Source organism: Methyloparacoccus murrellii (assembly GCF_054657115.1).
On the sequence record NZ_BAAHXD010000011.1, the window covers coordinates 55843 to 79508 of the forward strand.

The 23666-nt window shown below is 64.9% G+C and carries 28 protein-coding genes; 18 read left to right on the forward strand and 10 right to left on the reverse strand.

Annotation, left to right across the window (positions count from 1 at the left end; genetic code table 11):
- Positions 1-33: 33 nt before the first annotated feature.
- On the forward strand, positions 34-243 hold the full coding sequence (locus ACYQ1H_RS04935; RefSeq protein ID WP_103018502.1) for a hypothetical protein: 210 nt from the start codon (positions 34-36) through the stop codon (positions 241-243).
- A gap of 125 nt (positions 244-368) precedes the next feature.
- Here the strand turns inward: ACYQ1H_RS04935 and ACYQ1H_RS04940 are convergent, their stop codons facing one another.
- The 7 genes from ACYQ1H_RS04940 to merT are packed head-to-tail and all read right to left on the reverse strand — an operon-like array spanning position 369 to position 4057.
- On the reverse strand, positions 369-596 hold the full coding sequence (locus ACYQ1H_RS04940) for an EAL domain-containing protein (RefSeq protein ID WP_258007474.1): 228 nt from the start codon (positions 594-596) through the stop codon (positions 369-371).
- A gap of 19 nt (positions 597-615) precedes the next feature.
- The gene (gene merE / locus ACYQ1H_RS04945; RefSeq protein WP_103018490.1) at positions 616-852 is read right to left on the reverse strand and encodes a broad-spectrum mercury transporter MerE; all 237 of its coding nucleotides are present in this window, start codon (positions 850-852) and stop codon (positions 616-618) included.
- Entirely contained in the window at positions 849-1214 is a 366-nt protein-coding gene (gene merD, locus ACYQ1H_RS04950; protein ID WP_103018491.1) for a mercury resistance co-regulator MerD, read from the reverse strand. Before merD ends, merE begins: the two co-directional genes overlap by 4 nt.
- Before the next feature lie 20 nt (positions 1215-1234).
- Complete coding sequence (gene merA / locus ACYQ1H_RS04955; protein ID WP_103018492.1) at positions 1235-2920, reverse strand: mercury(II) reductase; 1686 nt, start codon at positions 2918-2920, stop codon at positions 1235-1237.
- 43 nt (positions 2921-2963) lie between these two features.
- Positions 2964-3389, reverse strand: a complete 426-nt coding sequence (gene merC / locus ACYQ1H_RS04960; RefSeq protein ID WP_103018493.1) for an organomercurial transporter MerC — start codon at positions 3387-3389, stop codon at positions 2964-2966.
- A 28-nt stretch (positions 3390-3417) separates the two neighbouring features.
- On the reverse strand, positions 3418-3693 hold the full coding sequence (gene merP / locus ACYQ1H_RS04965; protein ID WP_103018494.1) for a mercury resistance system periplasmic binding protein MerP: 276 nt from the start codon (positions 3691-3693) through the stop codon (positions 3418-3420).
- 13 nt (positions 3694-3706) lie between these two features.
- Positions 3707-4057, reverse strand: a complete 351-nt coding sequence (gene merT, locus ACYQ1H_RS04970; protein ID WP_103018495.1) for a mercuric ion transporter MerT — start codon at positions 4055-4057, stop codon at positions 3707-3709.
- A gap of 71 nt (positions 4058-4128) precedes the next feature.
- Between merT and merR the strand changes: the two genes are divergently transcribed.
- Both merR and ACYQ1H_RS04980 read left to right on the forward strand, forming a co-directional pair.
- Positions 4129-4581, forward strand: coding sequence for a mercury resistance transcriptional regulator MerR (merR, locus tag ACYQ1H_RS04975; protein ID WP_103018496.1), 453 nt, complete (start codon positions 4129-4131; stop codon positions 4579-4581).
- A gap of 894 nt (positions 4582-5475) precedes the next feature.
- A complete protein-coding gene (locus tag ACYQ1H_RS04980) occupies positions 5476-5790 on the forward strand; it encodes a DUF736 domain-containing protein (RefSeq protein ID WP_103018497.1) in 315 nt (104 codons plus the stop codon).
- A 41-nt stretch (positions 5791-5831) separates the two neighbouring features.
- Here ACYQ1H_RS04980 and ACYQ1H_RS04985 read toward each other — a convergent pair whose 3' ends face one another.
- Positions 5832-6122: a helix-turn-helix domain-containing protein gene (locus ACYQ1H_RS04985; RefSeq protein WP_126624002.1), complete on the reverse strand. Its 291-nt coding sequence runs from the start codon at positions 6120-6122 to the stop codon at positions 5832-5834.
- Positions 6123-6375: 253 nt separating this feature from the next.
- On the opposite strand from ACYQ1H_RS04985, the gene ACYQ1H_RS04990 reads away from it, so the two are divergent.
- From ACYQ1H_RS04990 to ACYQ1H_RS05030, 9 genes are all read left to right on the forward strand, one after another.
- Entirely contained in the window at positions 6376-6726 is a 351-nt protein-coding gene (locus ACYQ1H_RS04990; RefSeq protein WP_103018498.1) for a DUF2958 domain-containing protein, read from the forward strand.
- Between the two features lie 330 nt (positions 6727-7056).
- Positions 7057-7827, forward strand: coding sequence for a DUF2285 domain-containing protein (locus ACYQ1H_RS04995; protein WP_103018499.1), 771 nt, complete (start codon positions 7057-7059; stop codon positions 7825-7827).
- Positions 7828-7910: 83 nt separating this feature from the next.
- On the forward strand, positions 7911-8192 hold the full coding sequence (locus ACYQ1H_RS05000) for a helix-turn-helix transcriptional regulator (protein ID WP_009517015.1): 282 nt from the start codon (positions 7911-7913) through the stop codon (positions 8190-8192).
- Between the two features lie 26 nt (positions 8193-8218).
- Positions 8219-9076, forward strand: a complete 858-nt coding sequence (locus ACYQ1H_RS05005) for a replication initiator protein A (protein ID WP_103018504.1) — start codon at positions 8219-8221, stop codon at positions 9074-9076.
- 253 nt (positions 9077-9329) lie between these two features.
- Complete coding sequence (parA, locus tag ACYQ1H_RS05010) at positions 9330-9968, forward strand: ParA family partition ATPase (protein WP_103018174.1); 639 nt, start codon at positions 9330-9332, stop codon at positions 9966-9968.
- Positions 9965-10249: a chromosome partitioning protein ParB gene (locus ACYQ1H_RS05015; RefSeq protein ID WP_103018175.1), complete on the forward strand. Its 285-nt coding sequence runs from the start codon at positions 9965-9967 to the stop codon at positions 10247-10249. The genes parA and ACYQ1H_RS05015 overlap by 4 nt, the downstream gene beginning before the upstream one ends.
- The gene (locus ACYQ1H_RS05020; protein WP_103018176.1) at positions 10246-10782 is read left to right on the forward strand and encodes a DUF2840 domain-containing protein; all 537 of its coding nucleotides are present in this window, start codon (positions 10246-10248) and stop codon (positions 10780-10782) included. Before ACYQ1H_RS05015 ends, ACYQ1H_RS05020 begins: the two co-directional genes overlap by 4 nt.
- Complete coding sequence (locus ACYQ1H_RS05025) at positions 10779-11378, forward strand: S26 family signal peptidase (protein WP_103018177.1); 600 nt, start codon at positions 10779-10781, stop codon at positions 11376-11378. The genes ACYQ1H_RS05020 and ACYQ1H_RS05025 overlap by 4 nt, the downstream gene beginning before the upstream one ends.
- Before the next feature lie 436 nt (positions 11379-11814).
- Positions 11815-13797 (forward strand): relaxase/mobilization nuclease domain-containing protein, encoded by a 1983-nt coding sequence (locus tag ACYQ1H_RS05030; RefSeq protein WP_103018179.1) that lies wholly within the window; start codon positions 11815-11817, stop codon positions 13795-13797.
- A 44-nt stretch (positions 13798-13841) separates the two neighbouring features.
- Here ACYQ1H_RS05030 and ACYQ1H_RS05035 read toward each other — a convergent pair whose 3' ends face one another.
- The gene (locus ACYQ1H_RS05035; protein WP_103018180.1) at positions 13842-15776 is read right to left on the reverse strand and encodes a cytochrome c/FTR1 family iron permease; all 1935 of its coding nucleotides are present in this window, start codon (positions 15774-15776) and stop codon (positions 13842-13844) included.
- A 133-nt stretch (positions 15777-15909) separates the two neighbouring features.
- Positions 15910-16344: a Cd(II)/Pb(II)-responsive transcriptional regulator gene (gene cadR, locus ACYQ1H_RS05040; RefSeq protein ID WP_103018181.1), complete on the reverse strand. Its 435-nt coding sequence runs from the start codon at positions 16342-16344 to the stop codon at positions 15910-15912.
- An 86-nt stretch (positions 16345-16430) separates the two neighbouring features.
- Here cadR and ACYQ1H_RS05045 point away from each other — a divergent pair, with 86 nt between their 5' ends.
- The 6 genes from ACYQ1H_RS05045 to ACYQ1H_RS05070 form a co-directional block, all read left to right on the forward strand.
- Positions 16431-18830, forward strand: coding sequence for a heavy metal translocating P-type ATPase (locus ACYQ1H_RS05045; RefSeq protein WP_103018182.1), 2400 nt, complete (start codon positions 16431-16433; stop codon positions 18828-18830).
- The gene (gene lspA, locus ACYQ1H_RS05050; protein WP_103018183.1) at positions 18827-19906 is read left to right on the forward strand and encodes a signal peptidase II; all 1080 of its coding nucleotides are present in this window, start codon (positions 18827-18829) and stop codon (positions 19904-19906) included. The genes ACYQ1H_RS05045 and lspA overlap by 4 nt, the downstream gene beginning before the upstream one ends.
- Before the next feature lie 55 nt (positions 19907-19961).
- Positions 19962-20876 (forward strand): LysR family transcriptional regulator, encoded by a 915-nt coding sequence (locus tag ACYQ1H_RS05055; RefSeq protein ID WP_126623993.1) that lies wholly within the window; start codon positions 19962-19964, stop codon positions 20874-20876.
- A gap of 25 nt (positions 20877-20901) precedes the next feature.
- Positions 20902-21129 (forward strand): EexN family lipoprotein, encoded by a 228-nt coding sequence (locus tag ACYQ1H_RS05060; protein WP_103018185.1) that lies wholly within the window; start codon positions 20902-20904, stop codon positions 21127-21129.
- A 216-nt stretch (positions 21130-21345) separates the two neighbouring features.
- On the forward strand, positions 21346-23361 hold the full coding sequence (locus ACYQ1H_RS05065) for a conjugal transfer protein TraG (RefSeq protein ID WP_103018186.1): 2016 nt from the start codon (positions 21346-21348) through the stop codon (positions 23359-23361).
- Positions 23358-23666 (forward strand): hypothetical protein (locus ACYQ1H_RS05070; RefSeq protein WP_460026950.1); only part of this gene is annotated, 309 nt, incomplete at its 3' end. The genes ACYQ1H_RS05065 and ACYQ1H_RS05070, both read left to right, overlap by 4 nt.

Sequence of the window (23666 nt, forward strand, 5' to 3'; positions counted from 1 at the left end):
GACCGGGGCGCTTCGCTGGAAGGAGAACCGCCCATGACCCGCACCATCACCAGCCGCCCGCGCATGGCGGCGATCTACACCCCAGGCACGGTGCGCGCCCGCCGCTGGCACGGCGATAGCGACGTGCGCGGCTACCGCCCGCCCTCGGGCTGGACGGCCCGCGTCGACCTCACCGACATTCATCCCATCACGGGCCGCGCTTTGCAGCGCGCCGTGTGGTGGATCATCGAAACCAAGGAATGACGCCAGCACCGGCCCCAGCGTTTCGCGCTGGGGCCGGTGGATTCAAAAATCCGGGCGCGGCAGTGGCCGCGCCCGGTGTCGAAGCCCAACAGCCCCAATCACCACGCCACCGCTTTCGCAGGGAATCAGGCGCGGCGTTGAAATGCGCTACATGCGCTAATTTCCGACATCAGGCCGGATGATTCGGCCACGGGCAGGAACTGGCCCGACGGCAACAGTCCGAGCGCAGGGTGGCACCAGCGCAACAGGGCTTCCGCGCCGACAATCTGGTCACTGCGCAAATCGACAATCGGCTGGTAATGCAATTCAAGCTGCCCGCGCTTGACCGCCTCGCCAGTTGAGCCGCCGTCCATTCAATGGGTTGGGAGGCGCTCATGATCGACCTCTGAAGACCCGCAACAGCCGCGTCACAGACAGGACAAACAAGCCAGTCAGCGCGAGGGCCGCGATGCCCCAGTGCTCCCCGATGAATGCCCCGGCTGTCGTGCCGGCGAGTACGGCCGCGAGAATCGGCAAATGGCAGGGACAGGTCAGCACGGCCAGCGCGCCCCACAGGTAGCCGGTGAACGGTTTGTGTGTCTCGGCCGGTAAGCGCTCGGGGCGGTTCATGGCAGACTCTCCGCATGCTGTGCCGGCGCGGGCGACATGGCCTCCAACTGCACGTCCAGATCGGCCAACGCTTCGCGTCGGCGTTCGACGAACTGGCGCAGCACGGCAAGCTGCACGGCTGTTTCATCGCCGTTTGCCGTATCCAGCGCCCGGCACAGCCGCGCCAGCGCGTCCAGGCCGATGCCCGCCTCGAAGGCGGCCCGCACGAAGCACAGCCTCTGCAACGCGGCATCATCGAACAAGCCGTAGCCGCCCGTGGTGCAGGTGACTGGCCGCAGCAGTCCGCGCAGCAGGTAGTCGTGCGCGATATGTACGCTCACCCCGGCCTCAAGGGCCAGCCGGGACACTGTGTAGGCGTTCATCGAACACCTCCTTCTTTTCCTCACCCGGCGCAGCAGGAAAGCTGCTTCACGTCCTTGCTGAAGGTCTGCGCCGCGAGCTTCAACCCCTCGACCATCGTCAGGTAGGGGAACAACTGGTCGGCCAGTTCCTGCACCGTCATGCGATTGCGGATGGCGAGCACCGCCGTCTGGATCAACTCGCCCGCTTCCGGGGCCACCGCCTGCACGCCGATGAGCCGTCCGCTACCTTCCTCGATGACCAGCTTGATAAAGCCGCGCGTGTCGAAGTTGGCAAGCGCACGCGGCACGTTGTCGAGTGTGAGCGTGCGACTGTCAGTCTCGATCCCGTCGTGATGCGCTTCCGCTTCGCTGTAGCCCACAGTGGCGACCTGCGGATCGGTGAACACCACGGCCGGCATCGCGGTTAGATTGATGGCAGCATCCCCGCCCGTCATGTTGATCGCGGCGCGGGTGCCGGCGGCTGCCGCCACATAGACGAATTGCGGTTGGTCAGTGCAGTCGCCGGCCGCATAAATGTGCGGCGTGCTGGTGCGCATGCCCTTGTCGATGACGATGGCACCTTGTGCATTGACGGTGACTCCCGCTGCGTCCAGTGCCAGGCTGCGCGTGTTCGGTGTCCGCCCGGTAGCGACCAGCAGCTTGTCGGCGCGCAATTCTCCGTGCGCGGTGGTCAGCACGAATTCGCCGTCCACATGCGCGACCTGGCTGGCTTGCGTGTGTTCCAACACCGTGATCCCTTCGGCACGGAAGGCGGCTGTGACAGCCTCGCCGATGGCAGGGTCTTCGCGGAAGAACAAGGTGCTGCGCGCCAGGATCGTGACCTGGCTGCCCAGCCGGGCGAAGGCTTGCGCCAGTTCCAGCGCCACCACCGACGAGCCGATCACGGCTAGGCGCTCGGGAATGGTGTCGCTGACCAGGGCCTCGGTCGAAGTCCAGTAGGGTGACTCTTTCAAGCCTGGAATCGGCGGCACGGCCGGACTGGCACCCGTGGCGACCAGGCAGCGGTCGAACATCACGACGCGCTCGCCGCCATCGTTCAAACGGACGGCAAGGCTCTGGTCGTCCTTGAAACGCGCTTCGCCGTGCAGGACGGTGATGGCCGGGTTGCCGTCCAGGATGCCTTCGTACTTGGCGTGGCGCAGCTCATCGACGCGTGCCTGCTGTTGGGCCAGTAATTTGCTGCGGTCAACCGCAGGCACAGTCGCCAGGATGCCGCCGTCGAACGGACTTTCTCGGCGCAGATGGGCGATATGGGCAGCGCGGATCATGATCTTGGACGGTACGCAGCCGATATTGACGCAAGTGCCTCCGATGGTGCCGCGCTCGATCAGCGTGACCTTCGCGCCTTGCTCGACGGCCTTCAGCGCCGCCGCCATTGCAGCGCCGCCGCTGCCGATCACGGCTATCTGCAACGGGCGTTCGTTGCCACCGTGCTTATCTGCAGCCCTCATCCAGCCGCGCACCTTGTCGAGCAATCCGGTGCGGTTGTCCGTCGGTGGCGTATCAGCAAGCGTTGCCTTGTAGCCCAGTCCGGCCACGGCGGCTGTCAGCGCGTCCGGTGACGTGCCCGCCTCAATGGCGAGTTGCGCCATACCCTTCGGATAGGACACCAGCGCTGACTGCACGCCAGGCACCTTTTCCAGCGCTTGCTTGACATGCGCCGCGCACGAGTCGCAGGTCATGCCCGTGATTTTTAGATTGGTCATGCAACCACTCCTATTTTTTTCATGTTGGCAACGGCCTAGACTGTTATCTGCGCTGGGGAGGCGGTTCGCAGCCGTCCGGGCCGCAGCGGCGGTTTGCAGGCGAGACAAAATCCCAAATAGACACCCCGACCATGAAGGCCAGGCCAACGTAGAGCAACCAGCCACTCCGCCAGCCGTATGCCCGCATGAAAAACACCGCTGCCAACACTAGGACAGGGCCGCTGAGGCCGAAAACAGTCCGTCGCAACTGCCGGTGATTGAGCCAAGCGATTGCATTGGCGAGAAGCGCGATGCTGGCGAACACCGGAAGCAGGATACGAATGAACAACCCTTCGTACTGGTTCAGGAAGCCTAGGCCGATGGCCGCACCCAGGCTCGCGATGGCGGGAAAGCAGGCTGCGCAGCCCATCGCGGAAACGACACTGCCAAGCGCGCCGGTTTTGTCGGCGATGCGCGTGATGAGTCCCATGTGTTGTTCCCAAGTTCGGTTCAGCGGATCAGCGTTTGACGCTGGACGGATAGCCCGCGTCTTCGGTCGCCTTAGTCAACTTCTGGACGTTGGTCTTGGCATCGTCGAAGGTGACGACGGCTTGGCGCTTGTCGAAACTCACGTCGGTCTTGCTCACGCCCTCGACCTTGGAAAGCGCGTGCTTGACAGTGATCGGGCAAGAGGCGCAGGTCATGCCAGGCACGGCTAGCGTGACGGTCTGAGTGGCGGCCAACACGGGGGCAACGAAAACGGCGAGAGCTAGGGAAGCAAGCATCTTTTTCATGATGAACTCCTGATTAGTAAAAAAATGGCATGACGTAGGGAAAACCAAGCGCGACCAAGACCAACACGGCGACGAACCAGAAAATGAGTTTGTAGGTGGTGCGCACTTGTGGAATAGCGCACACCTCGCCCGGCTTGCAGGCTGCGGCCGGTCGGAAGATGCGCCGCCAGGCAAATAACAGCGCAATCAGCGCCGCGCCGATGAAGATCGGCCGATACGGCTCCAATACCGTCAAGTTGCCGATCCACGCACCACTGAATCCCAAAGTGACCAGAACCAGCGGCCCAAGGCAGCAGGTTGACGCGAGGATGGCGGCCAGCCCTCCGGCGAAGAGCGCGCCGCGCCCGTTTTGTGGTTCAGACATACGCTTGTTCTTTCGAATTTGAATGGGGTAGCGTAACCTTACTTCCGTAGTCATGTACGGAGTCAAGCGACATGGAAAACAATTTGGAAAATTTGACCATCGGCGTTTTTGCCAAGGCAGCCGGGGTCAACGTGGAGACCATCCGGTTCTATCAGCGCAAGGGCCTGCTGCCTGAGCCGAACAAGCCATATGGCAGCATCCGCCGCTACGGCGAGGAGGATGTAACGCGGGTGCGGTTCGTGAAGTCAGCCCAGCGGCTGGGTTTCAGTCTGGATGAAATCGCAGATCTGCTGCGGCTGGACGACGGCACCCACTGTGAGGAAGCCAGCAGCCTGGCGGAACACAAGCTCAAGGACGTACGCGAAAAAATGGCTGACCTGGCGCGCATGGAGGCCGTGCTGTCCGAGCTTGTGTGCGCCTGCCATGCACGGAAGGGGAACGTATCCTGCCCGCTGATTGCGTCACTGCAAGACGGAACGAACCTCACGGTGGTGCAGCGCGCGCGCGGGGTGACTACGCCTTAACGTGCTTTATTTTCCGTTTCGTGAGCTGACCGCCTTCGATGGCCGCGATGTCATCAGGGGGGGCGTGTCGGGACTGGATGGTCATGCGTCTGTTCTTGATTCCTTTCTGAAGATATAGAACGGCCTGAGCGGCGCGATGCGCCGCCGGGCTTTCGGGCTGCGCCCCGTGCCGCCTTGTCGCCACGGCCATTCGGCTTCGGTCCCTCACGCCTTCGCGCCTGCGGCGCTGCGCGCCGCGCTTGCCTCCAGGGGATCGGCGCAAGGCCCATCCCCGCCGCGCGCGGCTTGGCGCCCCTCGATGCTGCCGAACTGGCGATGCCGGATCGGCCCGGCCAGCGCCCCGCCGCGATGGACGGGGAGCTGGCGAACACGCTGGGGCTTGCTGCGGCAGGTTGTGCGAATGCGTGCCGTCCTCAACGCTGGTGGTTCTCGCCCATCACGTTACGAAGGACGGTTCACGGACATCCCGCCCGGCATCGCTATGGAGCTTCCACGCCACGCCTCAAGACCGGCGCCGCAAGGTGCGGCTGGGGCGTTCTCGCTCGTCGTCGGGTCGTTGACCTGGCCCGCGTCAGTGGGCAAGCCGGCGCAGCCTTCGTGCGGGGATGCCGAGTCGGCCCTGTCTCCTTTCGGAGCGGTTCGGCCCAAGGCGTCCTTGTGTTGTTGTGAATCCTGGCGGTGGCGCGGCTGCGCCTCGGGCTTCATGGCTGCAACCGTCCAGCGAAAACAATTTCCCCTGCGCTGCGCGCATTCCTCGCGGGACAAATTCTTTTCGCCTCCCGGCTCTCCACTGCGTTGCGACCGCAAGCGGTGCAGCCCGCCCGTCCCCCGCCGGCCGGATCACAACAAGGACGCGATGGGCGCGAACCTTGCTCCACCAAAAGGAGATCCATCATGGCCAACATCGGCACCTTCACCGCAGACAAAGACGGCTTCACCGGCACGCTTCGCACCCTGACGCTCAACGTCAAGGTCAAGCTGGTGCCCAACGACAAGGGGGACAACGAGAAAGCCCCCGACTTCCGCCTGCAGGCGGCCGGCCACGACATCGGCGCGGCGTGGAAGAAGACCAGCGAGGCCGGGCGGGACTACATCTCCGTGACCCTTGACGATCCTTCGTTCCCGGCCACGGTCTACGCCCGCCTGATCGAAGGCGAGAACGGCACCCACGACCTGATCTGGTCGCGCAGCAAGCCCCAGGCGGCCTGACGGCCGCAGCGCCCCGCCCACTGCGGCGGGGCGCAGTGCCGCTACGACCGGGCCGCCTCAAGCTGGCCTTCGGTCTCGCTCATCAGCACAGCCGTGCTGCATTCGAGCGCGCTGGCGATCTTGAAGATGATCGCCAGCGTGGGCATGTGCTCGCCGCGCTCGACCTTGCCCATGTGCGAACGCTCGATGCCGGCGAGGTGCGCCAGCGACTCCTGCGCGATGCCGCGCTCCGTCCGCAACGCGCGCACCGCCGCGCCGAAGGCTTGAGCCAATTCGGCGTCGAAGGTGGTGGCGCCCGCTGGCCGGCCGCGCTGGATGGATCGCTTCTGCATGGACAGAAGCGTCAAGTCGCAGCACAATTAAAACCACGTTATCTTTAACTCATGCCATTGGCCTTATTCGTTCTTTTACGGAAATCCGCTTTTGCGGATTCCGACAGAACCGGAGAACCGCCATCGTGTCTTTCCAGATTTCTACAATTGCGCCTTTGCGCTTTCGTGCTTCCACGGTTTGGATGGAATGCGCATCCACGCTTGCGAGGGGAAACGCAAAGCCGGAATTCCACGTTGGAACAGGAGCACCCCAATGAACGCTCCCCTCGTCACCGAGGAGCAGCGCGCCGCGCTGCTGGAGAACGGGCGGCGGGTCGCCGCCGGTGAACCGCACGACCCATTGCCGGTCGTGCGGCTGTTCACCCCCGATGCGCACGCCACCTGGCTGCTGACCTCGCTCGATCCCACTGACGGCGACACGGCCTACGGCCTGATCGACCTGGGAATCAGCATGCCCGAGTTGGGCCACGTGAAGCTGTCCGACCTCGCTTCCATCGTCGGGCCGAACAAGCTGCCCGTGATGCGGGATCGGTATTTCAAAGCGGTGCGCCCGCTGTCGGAATACCTGCGGCTGGCGCAGGACAACGGTTCCATCGTCGATTGAACCGCTCGCGCCACGGCCAAGCCGGGCGCATTGAGACTATTTCAGTCTTGCTCCAGACCCGCAAAGTCTGAATTCGCACTCTTGCACCGAAACGGTGCTCTCGTGCGTAAAACAGCCACAATCTTTTGCGGGAGTTGCGGCACGGTATTTCGTGCCGCATGACATTTTGGAGTCGGGCGGCCGTCGCATTCGGACGGATTTCGCAACACGCCGGAGCCCATCGGCCTTGACACCAGTAGTTACAGCTTAATCGAATTTCTACGTTGATTTGAGGCTCCCGCATGTCTGACGCCGTGGCGACGTTCGTGCTGTTCGACAGGAGCTTGGATCATGGTCGAGCCTCATCATGCGGCGCACTGGTATCCCACCGCCGCTTACCTCTACGTTCTGTGGCTGGATGCGTTCGCACTGGCCTGGGAGTACCTGCGCCGCCATCCCGATTACCGGCTCGACTGGCTGCACCGTCATCGCCGGTCGCAGGCGGCACAGCAGGCGGCGCAACGCTGGGGCTTGCGCCTGCTGGAAGACCCGGCCCTGGATGCGCGCGACGCGCATCCGGCCTGGCTACCCGGCCACGCCGGCGTGGTGCAGCTCTATCCCGATGCCGACCCACCGCAGGATGCCACCGCCTTCGAGTTCTGGCGCATCCCTGGTCACAAGCAACTGATCCACGATGGCAAGCGGCTGGTGCTGATCGCGCGCAGCCCCGGTCGATGCTTGCGCTTCGCGCTGGCCCCCGGCCTGGAAGACGGCATGGCTGTCGCCTATGCCCAGCGCGGCGGCGCTGTCGCGCCTGCGCTCGGCCACGCGCCCAGCGCCGTGCAGACCAGACCCAGGCCGACACCGGCCGCGCTATTGGAGCTGCACACCCTGCAGGCGCTCGACGCGACCCTGACGGGTGCGTCCTTGCGCGACGTGGCCGAAGGACTGTTCGGTGCCGATGCCGTGGCCGCCGACTGGCACGCCGATGGCGATTTGCGCGCCCGCGTGCGCCGTTTGGTGCGGCGTGGCAATGCGTTGATGCGCGGCGGCTACCGCCAACTAGCACAACTGCCGTCGCTTGAGAAGGGACGTTTTGAAGGGGACGCAAAACGACCCTGAGCAGGAGCGCTTCGTTTTCTGAGACTGCCTCCATCCGGTTGCGCTGTGTGACCGGAGCTTTGAAAGCTATGGAGGTTCACGCCATGCGTCCCGCTCCCTTGCGACCTGCCGCCGCTCCCATGAATCCTGCTGCGCAACCGCAGCGTTATCTCACCAACGACGAAGCCGCCGACTACCTGCGGCTGTCGCCGCGCACGCTGGAAAAGCAGCGCGTGCTGGGTGGCGGCCCCAAGTTCCGCAAATTCGGCCGCCGCGTGATGTACGCCGTGGCCGACCTCGATGCCTGGGCTTCCGAGCGCAGCTTCGAGAGCACATCCGATCCCGAATACGCCGAGCAGCACTCGGCGGACAGCCGTGCGCGCTGATCGCTGGCGCGCGGGTGGCCTTCGCCATGTCCAACCCTGCGCTGCCGTCCCGGCAGCGGCCCGTGCCAGAGCGCGAACAGCTCGACCTGTTCCGCGCCCTGCCGGGCGACATGGCGCCGCGCGACAGCCAGGATTTGATGGCCTTTCCGTTCTTCTCGCTGGCGAAGTCGCGGCGCGTGGCGCCGATCGACTTCCGCGCCAGCGGCATCACGATCCGCGTGGAGGGCACGCAGGAGCACGGCATCGCCACGATCTGGGATGCGGATGTCCTGATCTGGGCGGCCTCGCAGATCGTGGAAGCGCGCGACGCGGGCCTGCGCCCGTCGCGGTTGATGCAGGCCACGCCCTACGAGATCCTGCGTTTCATCGGGCGCGGTACGTCGCTGCGCGACTACCAGCGCCTCAAGGCCGCGCTGGATCGCCTGCAATCCACGACGGTGGCCACGTCGATCCGCGAGACGACGGGACGGCGCCTGCACCGCTTCTCGTGGATCAACGAGTGGAAGGAACTGGCCGATGCCAAGGGCACGCCCTTGGGACTGGAGCTGATCTTGCCGGACTGGTTCTATGGAGGCGTGATGGATGCCGCGCTGGTGCTGACCATCGACCCGGCGTATTTCCGGCTGACGGGTGGCATCGAGCGGTGGCTGTACCGGCTGGTGCGAAAGCACGGCGGGCGGCAGCCGGGCGGCTGGCAATTCGACTTCCGGCACCTGTATCGGAAATCGGGCAGCGCCACGCGCTTCTCGGACTTCGCCTACGACCTGCGCGCGCTGGTCGCGCGGCAGTCGCTGCCCGGCTACGTCCTGGACATCGAGCGGATGCCGGACAACGGCGCCGAGCTGCTGACCTTCCGGCCCGTGCCGTTCACGGCACGGGGATAAACGGTGCGAAGCCTGTGGACGGGCTCGTGCTATCAGGAGTACGAGGTATCGTGCTATCGGGAGTACGGCTCTCGTGCTATCAGGAGTACGGATCGGCCGCAAAGCCAATAACGGCGCGGGTTTCGGCCTCCCTTAACTTCCCTAACTTAAAACATCTAACTGGTAGTAGAAGCGCCGTGCCTCGGTGGACAACCACCACGCGGCCACAAGCGCAGCAGCAACAGCCCGGCTTTCCAACACGGAGGGCCAGGCCATGATCGTTGCTCTGCTCAATCAGAAAGGCGGCGTCGGCAAGACCACGCTCGCCACGCACATCGCCGGCGAGCTGGCGATGCGCGGCCAGCATGTCGTGCTGCTGGATGCCGACCCGCAAGGCTCCGCGCTGGACTGGACGCAGCGCCGCAGCCAGCAAGGTTTGCCAAGGCTGTTCAGCGCCGTGGGCCTCGCCCGCGAAACGTTGCATCAGGAAGCGCCCGAACTCGCCAGGCGAGCCGATCACGTCGTCATCGACGGCCCGCCGCGCATCGCCGCCTTGGCGCGCTCCGCACTGCTGGCGGCCGAGCGCGTGCTGATCCCGGTGCAGCCGAGCCCCTACGACTTGTGGGCCAGTGCCGAAATGGTGGCGCTGATTCGGGAAGCGCAAGTCTTCCGGCCTGTGCTGCGCGCGGCCTTCGTCATCAACCGGCGCGTCAGTACCACCGTCATTGGACGGGAGGCGCGCGGCGCGCTGGCCGAGCAGCCGCTTCCTGCGCTGCGCTCAGAAGTGCGCCAACGCATCGTCTTCGCCGACAGCGTGGCCGCTGGCCGGCTGGCACGCGAGACGGCGCCGGACAGCGCCGCCGCGCGCGAAATCACCGCGCTGGTGGACGAACTGCTGCGGTGGCCGTCATGACAGCGAAGCCGCCACCGAACAGCAAGCGCACGGCAAAGCGCGTCGGCATCGGCGCGCGTCCGCCCGCGAATCCACACGCCGAGGCGTGGATTCGCCAGGGCGACGCCGATGCGCTGGGCAAGGGCGACCTCTACACCGCGCGCCTGACCCTTGACATCACGCCCGCCATGCGGGCGCGCATCAAGGTATCGGCCTTCACGCAAGGCGTGACGGTGGCCGATCTGCTGCGCGCGCTGCTGGAGCGGGAGTTTCCAGAACATCGCAGGGAGAACACACCATGACCGCATCCGCTTTGCCTGCCGCTGGCGCGGCCACGGCTGCGCTCGCAACGCCGCCTTCCGGCCAGCCTGCCACCGCACCGCTGACGCGGGTGGCGCTGGCCTACATCGAACCGCGCTTCAAGCTCTATCTGCGCTTCGGCGAACCTGCGCGCACGCACCAGCTCGATCACTGGCGGCGCTGCGCGGTGTTCCTGCCGGGCGCCATGCTGTGCCGCATCCGCTGGCAGGCCAACGACTACGGCACGATCCGCTGGCAGCTCATGGTGATGCAGGCTTGCACACCACTGGACGCGGCGCAGCGCATCCCCGGCGTGCAGCCGAGCGCACGCCTGCTGCTGCACGTCGAGGGCGACAACCAGGTGCGCGCCGTGCTGGAACGCATCGACGCTATCGAGGCGCTGGGCATCGCGCCCGCTACCGCCTCGCCCGCGTACTGGCGCACGCTGGGCAACCGGCTCGCTGCGCGCCTGCCGCTGCCCGAATACAGCGCCGAGCGGCACGACGCTTGGCTGGCCGGGAGGGCGTTGCCATGATGCTCCCATCCACTGTCGCCGGCGCAACCTGCATCCCGCCGCGTTCTCGTTCGCGCCTGCGCGCTCGCCTCGTGCTGGCGGGCCTGTCCGCCTGCGGCCTCGCTGCGCTGGCCTGGGCGTCCTTCGTGCATCCACTGCCGCGCCTGACCTACAACCCGTCCGACAGCGTGGCGGTCGGCTGGTATCGCGTCGATCCGCTGGGCCACGGCACCAGCTCGCTGCCATGTCCGTTGTCCGTGGGCAGCATCGTGCTGGTGCCGCTACCCGCCGAGGCTGCCACGCTCGCTGCGCAGCGCGGCTACTTGCCGACGCGCATCCCGTTGCTCAAGCGCGTAGGCGCGATGGCGCCGCAAGAGGTGTGCATCGCTGACGGCAAAGTCCGCATCGACGGCGTGCCGGTGGCCGCCGTCCGACCTGCCGACCGGCTGGGGCGCCTGCTGCCATCCTGGCGGCAGTGCCGCCAGCTTCGGCCTGGCGAGCTGTTCTTGCTCAGCGTGACTAACCCGGCATCGTTCGACAGCCGTTATTTTGGGCCGGTCAGCGCAGCCGCCGTGATCGGCGTTGCGCGCCCGGTCTGGCTGGAGTCTCGCCCATGATGGCCGCCGATTCACTGCACATCATCGTGCTATCGGGCGTGTCGTCCGGGCTGCTGTTGCCATGTCGTCGCGCGTGCAGTGCGAGCGCATTCGCGCCGCACTTCGCGCTGCCTCCGGCGCAGCCGTCCAACGTGCAGACGTCTTGCCTCGAACACGGCTGGCCTGCGGCCATCGCCGTGTTCGCCGGGGCGCTGGCTGCTGGTGCAGCATCGCCACCGGGCCGCAGTTGCCGGGAGCGGATGCGGGAGGCAAATGCGGAAGGCAAGACAAAAGGGGGCGGCACCTGTCGGCCCGCAAAGCCAGTCTGCACATGGGGGTGGCGCGGCACGGCGCGGCTTCGCCGCCGTGCCGCTGGGGGCGCGTGGCCCGCGCCGATGCAGACATGTCCGCGTGCTTCGCACGACCGGACACGCCGTAGCTTGCAGGGAGCGCAGCCATGACCAACCGCCGCGACGACGATTTCCGCGTGCGTCCCAGCGCCCCGAAGAACCGGGGCCAGGGCTTTATCACCAAGGTGCTCAAACAGACCGGCAAGGCCAGTAGCGGAAAGTCTTCGGTGCGCCGCCCGGCATCGGTTGGAGGCGGCAAGACCACCGGCCAGCGGCCCGGCTCGCGCTTGGGGCGCGGCCATACGGCGGCGCGGTTTGCGGGCGCGAAGCTCACGCCCATGTCGCGGCGCGTGACCATCAAGACCTTGCTGGTCAACCAGCAGCGGGCGAGCCCGCAGTCGCTCGCCAAGCACTTGCGTTACGTCGAGCGCGACGGTGTGGGTCGGGACGGTGAAGCGGGCCGGGCCTACGGGCCGCAGACCGATGCCGCCGACCTCGATGCCTTCAAGGAACGCTGCGCCGACGACCGGCACCACTTCCGCTTCATCGTCTCGCCCGAGGATGGGGCCGAGCTGGAAGACCTGCGCACCTACACGCGGCACCTGATGGGCCGCATGGAAGCCGACCTGGGCACGCGGCTGGAATGGGTGGCGGTCGATCACTGGAACACCGACAACCCGCACACCCACCTGATCGTGCGCGGGCGCGACGACACGGGCAAAGACCTCATCATCGCGGGCGACTACATCGCCGATGGCTTCCGGCATCGCGCGTCCGAACTGGCGACCGAATGGCTGGGGCCGCGCACTGAACTGGAGATACAGCAGACCTTGCGGCGCGAGGTGGAGCAGGAGCGGTGGACGAGCCTGGATCGCACGCTCAAGCGCGAGGCCGGCGACGATGGCCGGGTGCGGATCGAGCGCTTCAACGAACCGAAGCTGCAGGGCCAGCGCCTGCTGTTGATCGGCCGCCTGCAGCATTTGCAGCGCCTGGGCCTGGCCGACGAAGTGCAGCCGGGCACCTGGGGCATTCATACCGACGCCGAGAAGACCTTGCGCGCCCTGGGCGAGCGCGGCGACATCATCCGCACCCTACAGCGGGCCATGAGCGGCGAACCGCGCGAGCTGGCGGTGTTCGAGCCGGGTGATGACAGCCGCACGATCGTCGGCCGCGTGGCCGCGAAGGGGCTGGCCGACGAGCTGCGCGACCGCGGCTACCTGGTCATCGACGGCGTGGACGGCAAAGCCCACTACGTCGCACTCAATGCCCGCGACGAGCTGGCGAACTATTCGACCGGCGCCGTGGTGGAGGTGAAGGGTTCGGCTGACGTGCGCGCCGCTGACCGCAATATCGCCGCGCTGGCGAGCGGTGGTCTGTATCGCACCGACCATCACCTTGCCGTGGCGCAGGGTCAGGCCGTGCCCGGTCGCGATCCGCAAGAGGTGGTAGCGACTCACGTTCGCCGCCTCGAAGCCTTGCGTCGTGCGGGTATCGTGGAGCGCGTGGCCGAGGGGCTATGGAAGGTGCCGGCCGACCTGCCCGAGCAAGGCCGCCAATACGACGCGCAGCGCCTGGGCGGCGTGGCGGTGGAGCTGAAATCGCACCTGTCCATTGAGCGGCAGGCGCGCGTGATCGGTGCCACTTGGCTCGATCAGCAGTTGATCGGCGGCGGCTCGGGGCTGGGCGACCTGGGCTTTGGCGTCGAGGCCAAGCAGGCAATGCAGCAACGCGCCGACTTCCTGGCCGAACAGGGGCTGGCCGAGCGGCGCGGGCAGCGCGTGATCCTGGCGCGCAACCTGCTGGGCACGTTGCGCAGCCGGGATCTGGCCCAGGCTGCCAAGAACATTGCCGCCGAATCCGGGCTGGAGCATCGGCCGGTGGCCGATGGGCAGCGCGTAGCTGGCATCTACCGGCGCAGCGTCATGCTCGCCAGCGGCCGTTACGCGATGCTCGATGACGGCATGGGATTCAGTCTGGTTCCGTGGAAGCCGGCGATCGAGCAGCGGCTGGGGCAGCAGCTCGCCGTGACGGTGCGTAGTGGAATTGCGTCATGGGAAGTTGGGCGTCAACGCGGAGCATCCTTGGGGTAATCAGTGCGATGGTTTCGAGCCCAACGATTCAGGAGCACCGAGCATCACGCCGTCTGCGACCGGCGAGCAGTCTGGGCATTCAGCGCAAAACCGGCTAATGCAATGATGAGGATCACGGCTTGCGCTACGGTGGTCTCTGCCGACGGATAGATCCCAAGCACTTCGATGCGTGGCCAATGGATCGGACTGGCGCTCAGCCAACCGGCTTCTTGAAGACCCGCGACTCCCTTGCCCGCGAGCACGACCGCGAGGACAGCCACCAGAATCGAGCTGAGGCTGAAGAACTTGCCAATCGGCATGCGGGCGCTGGTGCGCAGCATGAGCCATGCGAGGATGGCGAGGGCGGCCATCCCGCTCAGCAGTCCACCGAGCAATGCACCGTTGTTGCCGTCACCGGCCAAGGCCGAGTAGAAGAGCACCGTCTCGAAAACCTCGCGGTAGACGGCGATGAACGACAGCGCGAATAATGCCCATGCCGAGCGGCGCGTCATGGCTGCGGAGAGTTTTTCCTTCAGATATGCCTGCCATTTGCCGGCGGTGCTCTTCTGGTGCATCCAGAGGCCGACACTCAACAGAACAATGGCCGCAAAGAGCGACGACACCCCTTCGGTCACCTCCCGGCTGGCACCGCTGATGCTAACGAAGTAGGTTGCCACGGCCCAAGTCAAGCCGCCGCAGGCGAGCGCCACGATCCAACCGCCGTGGACGTAGGCCAGAACATCGCGCCGTTCGGCCTTCTTCAGGAAAGCGAGCATGCCGACGACGATCAACAGCGCTTCCACGCCTTCGCGCAGCAAGATGGTGATCGAGGCAATGAAGGTGGTCAGCGGCTCGGCTTTATTCGCCCCCAATTCGGTATCGACTTGGGCAAAAAGGTAGTCCAGCTTCTGCGCTGTAGCGTCCGCTTGCTCCAGCTTGCCGCTGGCAAGTGCGCCGCGGTAGGCCAGCATGGAATTTTCCACTTCGGTGAGCAGCGCCTGGTTGCGTGCGCGCAATGCCGGCTCCAGTGGCTCAAAGCCATCCAGATAGGCGGACAAAGCCAAGCGCGTCGCGTTGGCCTGGTCGCCTGCGCGCGCTGCGGCAAGGCTCTCCTGAAGCCGTGCGCGGGCCAAGCCCACCCCGCCCGTGCCGTTGGCGGTGATGGTCACTTCTGGATGGCTGCGGACGTAGGCGGTCAGATCGCGTGCCGTGTCTGGCGGCATCCGTTCGGACAAGGCGGCCTCGGTCAATGTGGCAGCGGCCGCCAAGTCGGGAAAGACGGCTTTGGCGGTGGCATCTCGGCCCCAGGATTGTTCACCGCGCGCGCGCATGGCGTCGTCGTGCGACAGCGTTCCGGCGAAAAATGCCAACGCCCACCGATCTTCGTCGGAGAGCGTGGCGAAACTGGGCATCGACGTGCCAGCAACGCCTTGAGAGATGACCTGATAGAGCGCGAGCACGCTGCGCGAGCGTGCCCGGTCGCGATCGGTGAATGCGATCGGCGGTGGGGTCAGCTTTGCGCCGAGCGGGCCATCGCCCCGGCCAGTCGCCCCGTGGCATGCCGCGCAGTTGGCTTCAAAAAGCACCTTGGCGCGCGCGAGATCCGGCGGCGTGGAGGGCGAAAGCGGGAACGGGTACGCCTTGACCAGCGCCGCCGCCAGTGAATGGGCACTGTCGGCCACGGCCTTCGCGTCGGCCTTGGCTGCGATGAGTTCGCTAAGTGCCGTGGCTTGGCGTTTCAGTTCAGGGAGTGCCGGCGTGCTCGGCAGTGCAGCAAGTTGCTGCACTGCCGTCGCAGCAAACTCCTTCATTTCTTCATATTCGCTGGCACTTTGAACCTTGCCATCCCGCACAGCGCCGCCGTAATCGACCGCAAGGTAGTCCAGCAATTGCCAGGTTTGCTTGGCCTTGTCTTGCGTAGCCAAGGGATCAGCATGCGCGCCGGAGACGGCCACGAGCCAAGAGAACAGAACGGCTAAGAGTATGCGCAGGGCTTGCATGGGGGCCTTACCGGCGGAGAATTCGCTTATAAATGCGAATGATTATAATTCATTATCTATGCGCGGCACCACAACCGGAAGAGCATCAGGGGCTGGAGGGGGTCTGTCATGGCTTGATCAGCCCACCCATTTGTCACTCGACGGGAGCGATGGCTCCCCGCGCATCACACGCGCATCCCGATAGTCCTTGCAGAATTCCGCACGCTTCGACAGGTCTGGCGCCGGAGCACGCATCGCGCAAGTCGGCCAACTGGTGTTCCAGTTCGCGCAGCGCATCGATCCGTGATTTCACCTCCCGGATGCGCTCATCCAGAAGCAGGTTGACCTCACCGCAATCCTGCGCAGGTCGGTCCCGGTAGCTCAACAAAGTCCGCACGTCGCTCAATGGCATGTCGAGCGAGCGGCAGCGAAGTATGAACTGCAAGCGTTCCACATGCGCCTCTCCGTACAAGCGGAAGTTCCCCTGGCTGCGGCGAGCCTGCGGCAGCAGCCCCTCTCGCTCGTAGTAGCGGATCGTCACCACCGGACAGGCAGCGCGCTTGGCAAGTTCTCCGATCTGGAGGTTCATGGTGCGGATTGGGATAAATGACTTGACTCTATAGTAACTATAGAGTGTTAAATCATCAACCTCAGATTTACACAAGAGGAGTTGCCATGAGTGAATGTGGTTCCAAGGGATGTGGCTGCTCTGCCGTTGCGATGCCCAGCCCGAAACCGAACACGGTCGATGCAGCGTTGCGACAGGTGCGCTACCGCATCGAGAACATGGATTGCCCGACCGAGGAAGCGCTGATTCGCGACAAGCTCGGGAAAGTGCCGGGCGTGGGCGGCCTCGAATTCAATCTGGTGCAGAGAACGCTGGGCATTAGCTATCAGCCCGCCTCGCTCCGCCCCATCGAAGAGGCGCTATCGGCCATCGGCATGCGAGCGGTTCGGATGGACGAGAAGGCAGCGCAGCAAAGTACCGTGTTGTCCATCCAGCAAATGGACTGCCCCACCGAGGAGGCATTGATTCGCGGCAAGCTCGCCGGCGTGCCAGGCGTTGCGAATCTTGAGTTCAACCTCGTCCAGCGAAGCCTGCAAGTCGGGCACACACCCGACGCACTCCCCCATGTGCTTGCGGCCCTGAAATCACTCGGCTTCGATGCCGAGATACGCACGGCCTCAGCCCCTTCGGCGGCCGAGGCACAAGCGCCTGCGCGCACAAACTGGTGGCCGCTTGTGGTGTCAGGCGTAGCCGCAACGCTGGCCGAGGTCGTGTACTGGCTCAACGGCGGCAACCACTGGGCTGTGGTCGCGCTGGCCTTGGTGGCCATCCTCACTGGCGGCCTCACTACGTATAAGAAGGGCTGGATTGCGCTCAGGAACCGCAACCTGAACATGAATGCGTTGATGTCCATTGCGGTCACCGGCGCCATGCTCATAGGCCATTGGCCTGAGGCGGCCATGGTGATGGTGCTGTTTGCACTGGCCGAAGTGATCGAGGCCAAGTCCCTGGATCGGGCTCGCAACGCCATCCGTGGTTTGATGGATCTCGCGCCGGATACAGCATTGGTTCAACAAGCGGACGGCGGTTGGGCTGCGGTGGACGCCAAGGCTGTACCCGTGGGCAGCCGTGTGCGCGTTAAACCTGGTGAGCGCATTGCCCTCGATGGCCTGGTCGTTGAGGGCCGCTCCACCGTCAATCAGGCACCGATCACTGGAGAGAGCCTTCCGGTTGACAAGGCTGAAGGCGATTCCGTGTTCGCAGGCACGATCAATGGGGAGGGTTCGTTCGAATTCCGCGTCACCGCCGCAGCCAGCGCATCGACATTGGCTCGCATCATCCACGCCGTTGAAGCGGCTCAGGGAAGCCGCGCACCGACGCAACGCTTCGTCGATCAGTTTGCGCGGCTGTACACGCCTATCGTATTTGCGGTGGCCCTCGCCGTAGCGCTTGTGCCTCCGCTGGTGTTCGGCGGGCCGTGGCTGGACTGGATCTACAAGGCGCTGGTTCTGCTGGTCATCGCCTGTCCGTGTGCTTTGGTGATCTCCACGCCGGTGAGCATTGTCAGCGGTCTGGCCGCTGCCGCACGGCGCGGCATCCTGATCAAGGGTGGTGTCTATCTGGAAGAGGGACACAAGCTCAAATGGCTGGCCTTGGACAAAACTGGCACCATCACGCACGGCAAGCCAGCGCAGACTGATTTCGCGGCATGGAGCAACGCTGATCCTGATGCGTCCAGATTGCTGGCCGCCAGCCTCGCCGCCCGTTCAGATCACCCGGTGTCCCTAGCGGTGGCACGTGCCGCAGTCAACGATGGATTGACGCCGCGCGATGTAGCCGATTTCGCGGCGCTGCCTGGGCGCGGGGTTCGTGGCCGCATCGACGGGCAGATCTATCACCTAGGCAACCACCGCCTGGTCGAGGAACTGGACATGTGTTCGCCTGCGCTGGAATTGCGGGTGTCCGCGCTTGAAGCCGAAGGCAAGACCGTGGTGGCGCTAATCGGTCAGGATGGGGTGCGGGCTCTGTTCGCAGTGGCTGACACCGTGAAGGACAGCAGCCGCCAAGCCATTGCCGAACTGCACAGCCTGGGGATCAAAGCCATCATGCTGACCGGTGATAACCCGCACACCGCCACCGCCATCGCCAGCCAGGTCGGCATTGACCGCAGCCGGGGCAACCTGCTGCCCGAAGACAAGCTGCGCGAGGTGGAGCAACTGTCGGCAGACGGGAAAACCGGCATGGTGGGTGACGGCATCAACGATGCGCCGGCGCTCGCGCGTGCGGACATCGGCTTTGCAATGGGGGCGGCGGGAACCGATACCGCCATCGAAACCGCCGACGTTGCGCTGATGGATGACGACCTACGCAAGCTGCCAACGTTTGTGCGGCTGTCCCGTGCAACAGCCAGCATCTTGAAGCAGAACATCGCCCTCGCGCTGGGGATCAAGGCGGTGTTCCTGATCCTGACTTTCACCGGGCAGGCCACGATGTGGATGGCGGTGTTTGCCGACATGGGGGCCAGCCTGCTGGTGGTCGCCAACGGTTTGAGGCTGTTGCGCCGATGAGTTGGGAGGCCGTTCTCTACGATTGGGGCGGATTGAATGGCGCCCTGTTTCAGTTCGTCAACGAGGCCACGCCGCCGATTTTGATGCCGCTGGCCTGGCTCTTCAGCAACGTCCTGGGCAACTACTGGACGGCGCCGCTGGTCATGCTCGGGCTGTGGGCATGGTCGAGATCAACGGCGGCGGTCGGGCGTGCCTTGGCGATTCGGCGGCAGCTTCTTCAATTCGTGATCGGCTTCGGCATCGCGTTTGCGATCACCTCCATCTTGAAGCTCTGGCTCGATTTTCCGCGACCGGCGGCGGTATTTGGCCAGTTGGATCACGTGCTTGGCACGGTGGAGGAGCACTATAGCCTGCCGAGCGGTCATTCCACCTACGCCGCACTCGTTGCCGGGGCGTTGTGGCCGCTGGCCGGTGTTCGCCAGCGACTGGCGTTAGTTGCCTACGTCCTTCTGGTCGGCTGGTCGCGCATTGCTGCAGGCATGCACTTTCCAGCCGACGTGCTGGCCGGCTGGGGGATCGCCTCCGGCAGCCTCGTGTTTGCTGGCTCGCTGTTGACGACGCTGCAGGGTGCAGAGAGGCTGACGGGGCTGCGCACAACCGGCATCTGGTACGGCTTGGCTGCCGCAGTGCTCCTTGGCGATCAAGTCGCAAAGGCTGTCGTCTCGCTTCTTTTCGATTATGGCGATCAAGTCGCTGTAACCCCCTTCTTCAATCTCGTCCATTTCAGGAACAACGGCGCAGCTTTCAGCCTACTGGCTGGTGCCGGCGGCTGGGCGCGCTTCGGTTTTGCCGCGCTTGCGCTGGGAATCTCGCTCTGGCTGATCCGCCTGTTGCGTCAAGGAGTCTCGAAATGGGAAGGCGTTGGTTATTGCCTGATCTTGGGGGGCGCGCTGGGTAACGCAGTTGACCGCCTGTTGCGAGGGGCTGTAGTCGATTTCCTCGATTTCCATTGGCAGGGAGCGCATTGGCCAGCTTTCAATTTGGCTGACGTCGCAATCTCCCTTGGCGCGGTCTGCTTGCTTGCAGCCGCCGTGCACCAAGGCAAGCTTGCTGCACAGGACCCCGGATACCAATGAGGATTTCAGTGTGATCAATGCGCGAAATTGGCTTTCACAGGGGGGGCATTGACTCATGGAATTGCGTCATCTCCGCTGCTTCCTGGCCGTGGCCGAAGAACTCCACTTCGCCCGTGCGGCCGAGCGCTTGCACATCGACCAGTCACCGTTGTCCCGCACCATCAAGGAGTTGGAGGAAGAACTCGGTGCCCGTCTATTCGTCCGCACCACTCGCAGCACGCAACTGACCCGTGCGGGGCGACTGTTCCTGGAGCACGTGCCGCGTGTCTTCGCAGCACTGGATCAAGCCCGCGATAGCGTCAAGTCCGCTGCCAACGGTTTTCATGGCCAGTTGCGCATCGCCTTGTCCGACGGAATCACGCCGTCCCGCCTGCCGTCTCTGCTGGCACGCAGCCGCGAAGAAGATCCCGAGGTGGAAATTCGACTGTTTGAGGTGCCCTTGGATCAGCAGATCAAGGGACTTCATGGCGACCTGTATGACGCTGGCTTCTCGATGGCCGAAGACGCAGGCGATGGCATTGTGGTCACTCCCGCATGGGAAGATGAATTGATGGTGGCGGTGCCGGCCCGCCATCCTTTGCTCGCCTTCAAGCAGGTTCCGCTGAAGGAAGTGCTGCGCTATCCGTTGGTACTGGGCGACCCGGCAATCTGCGAGGGCCACGCACGCCAAGTCGATCGCTTTCTCCGCAAGCTCGAACAGGAGCCCCTGATCGCGCAGCGCGTGGCGACCTTCGACGTGATGATGACCCTGGTTTCCGCCGGCTTGGCCTTGGGTCTGGCGGGCGAGGCGCACATCGCTTCCTGCCGCGAGCCAGGCGTCGTGGCCCGGCGCTTGGCGGGCAAACCGCCAATGCTCACGACCTATCTGCTGCGCCACGATGCGGAGCCATCCGAGATGCTGGCCCGGTTTATTGAACGAGTGGCCTTCATTGATTCGGTAGATGATCTTGGGGCCGCCGATGATTCTTGACCCATCCGATGAAAGGACTGGAACCATGAACAAGGTAATGCTGCTGATGCTGGCCGCTACGCTGACCGCATGCGGCCCCTCTCAACCTTCGGAAACCGTGGACATGCTGGTGGCGAATCCCGAGCGCATCAAGGAGATTCAACGGCAATGCAAGGAAGATCGCGCGAAGGTCGGCGACGAACTTTGCGTGCGTGCCGCCGAGGCCGCCAAGCGGCGCTTCTTCGGTGATCGGCCGGAGCAGAAATCCAAGTAGCCTCGTTGCAGTCGCTTAGCAGCGACAAAATTCACCCTGTTACCTCATCACGCCGCAACGCGCTCGTGCCTGCAGCGTTTGTATTGGTTTCTCCCCTGCAAGAAATCTGACTTTTTCGGCCTGAATCCCCGCCATAACGGCCTTTGACCGGCCTGCGCGTACACCTTGATCCTCGGTGCTGCGGCACCTCCGTGTGCCGTGATCGGAGGATGGATCATGCAAGGGACGAACGTGCTGTTCGGTCAGATCGCCGTGGTGTTCGGCATCGTGATCACCGGCGTGTGGGCAGCCACACAATGGACAGCCGCCGCCCTGGGCTATCAGCTACGCCTTGGCTTGCCCTGGTTCGACTTCTTCGACACGCCCATCTATCACCCTTGGCGGCTGTTCGAGTGGTGGTTCTTCTTCGATGCCTACGCGCCGCGCGTCTTTGACATCGGCGGTGCCATCGCGGGCGGCAGCGGCCTGGTGGCCGTGCTGGTCGCCATCGGCATGTCGATCTGGCGCTCGCGGCAATCGCGCCTGGTCACGACCTACGGATCGGCACGCTGGGCGAACGCGGATGACATTCGCAAAGCAGGACTCACGCAGCCTGCCGGTGTGTTCCTCGGCCAGCACGAACGCCAGTACCTGCGGCATGAAGGCCCGGAACACGTTCTGACCTTCGCGCCCACCCGCTCGGGCAAAGGCGTGGGTCTGGTGGTGCCGACCTTGTTGAGCTGGCCTGCGTCCGCCGTCATCCACGACATCAAGGGCGAGAACTGGAGCATCACCGCCGGCTGGCGCTCGCGCTTCTCGCACTGCCTGCTGTTCAACCCGACCGATGCGAAGTCAGCCGCCTACAACCCGCTGCTCGAAGTCCGGCGTGGCGCGCACGAGGTGCGCGACGTGCAGAACATCGCAGACATCCTGGTCGATCCCGAAGGTGCACTCGAACGCCGCAACCACTGGGAGAAGACTTCGCACGCGCTGCTGGTCGGGGCCATCCTGCATGTGCTCTACGCGGGCGAGGACAAGACGCTGCGCGGCGTGGCGAACTTCCTCAGCGACCCGGCCTGTCCGTTCGAGCTGACCCTGCACCGGATGATGACCACGCCGCACCTCGTGAACGAGGAAGGGGGTGGCCCGCATCCGGTGGTGGCATCCGCCGCACGCGAAGTCCTCAACAAGAGCGACAACGAACGCTCGGGCGTGTTGAGCACGGCCATGTCGTTCCTCGGCCTGTACCGTGATCCCACGGTAGCCGAAGTCACCTCGCGCTGCGACTGGCGCATCGCCGACCTGATCGCGGCCGAACATCCGGTGTCGCTGTATCTGGTGGTTCCGCCATCGGACATCAGCCGCACGAAGCCGCTGATCCGTTTGATCCTCAACCAGATCGGGCGGCGGCTCACGGAATCGCTGGATGGCAGCGATGGCATTGCCCGCCGCCACAAGCTGCTGCTGATGCTCGATGAGTTTCCCGCACTCGGGCGGCTCGACTTCTTCGAGACGGCGCTGGCCTTCATGGCGGGCTACGGCATTCGCAGCTTCCTCATCGCGCAGTCGCTCAACCAGATCGACAAGGCGTATGGGCAGAACCATTCGATTCTGGACAACTGCCATGTACGCGTGACGTTCGCCACCAACGACGAGCGTACCGCCAAAAGGATCTCCGAGACGCTGGGCACCGCCACCGAACTGCGCGCGCAGCGCAACTACGCGGGCCACCGGCTCGCCCCGTGGTTGGGGCATCTCATGGTGTCGCGCCAGGAGACCGCGCGCCCACTGCTGACGCCGGGCGAAGTGATGCAGCTACCGCCCGATGAAGCCGTGGTGATGGTGTCCAGCGTGGCGCCGATCAAGGCCAAAAAGCTGCGCTATTACGCGGACAGCAATTTCAAGCGCCGCGTATTGCCGCCGCCTGTGCTCGCAGGCGGTCAGTACGCCGATGTGCCGCCATCGCGGCCCGACGACTGGAGCGGGCTGGCGATTCCCACCGTGCCTGTCGCTCCGACCACTGCGTCCGCTGATGGCCTGGGCAACGCCGCCGACGACGGCGGCCCGCGCCGTCAGCCCGAACTCTCCGAAACCGTCGCCTACGACCCCGAGCTGGCCGCGCCCGCAGCCGACCTCGGGTTGCTCGATGACGACGACGACTTGCCGCTTCCCCTTCCGCGCCAGCTTGATCCGGCCATACAGCGCACGGCCCGGCTGGCTTCTCTCGACCCCAACGACGGAATCGAGCTATGAGCCACTACCGCCTCAACCTGTTCATCCAGCCGGAGCACGCCAAGCGCCTGGACGAACTGGCCGCCAAGAAAGGCGTGTCCAAGTCGTCCATCGTCGCGGCGGCGCTCGCATCGTGGCTGTCGCCCGATGCGGCCGACCAGCGCGAAGCGGCCATCGCGAAGCGGCTTGATCGCCTGTCGCGCCATGCCGAGCGCATGGAGCGAGACCAGAACATCGCCATCGAAACGCTGGCGCTGTTCATCCGCTACTACCTCACGGTCAGCACGCCCGTGCCCGAGGCCCATCAAGAGGCCGCGCGTGCCCAG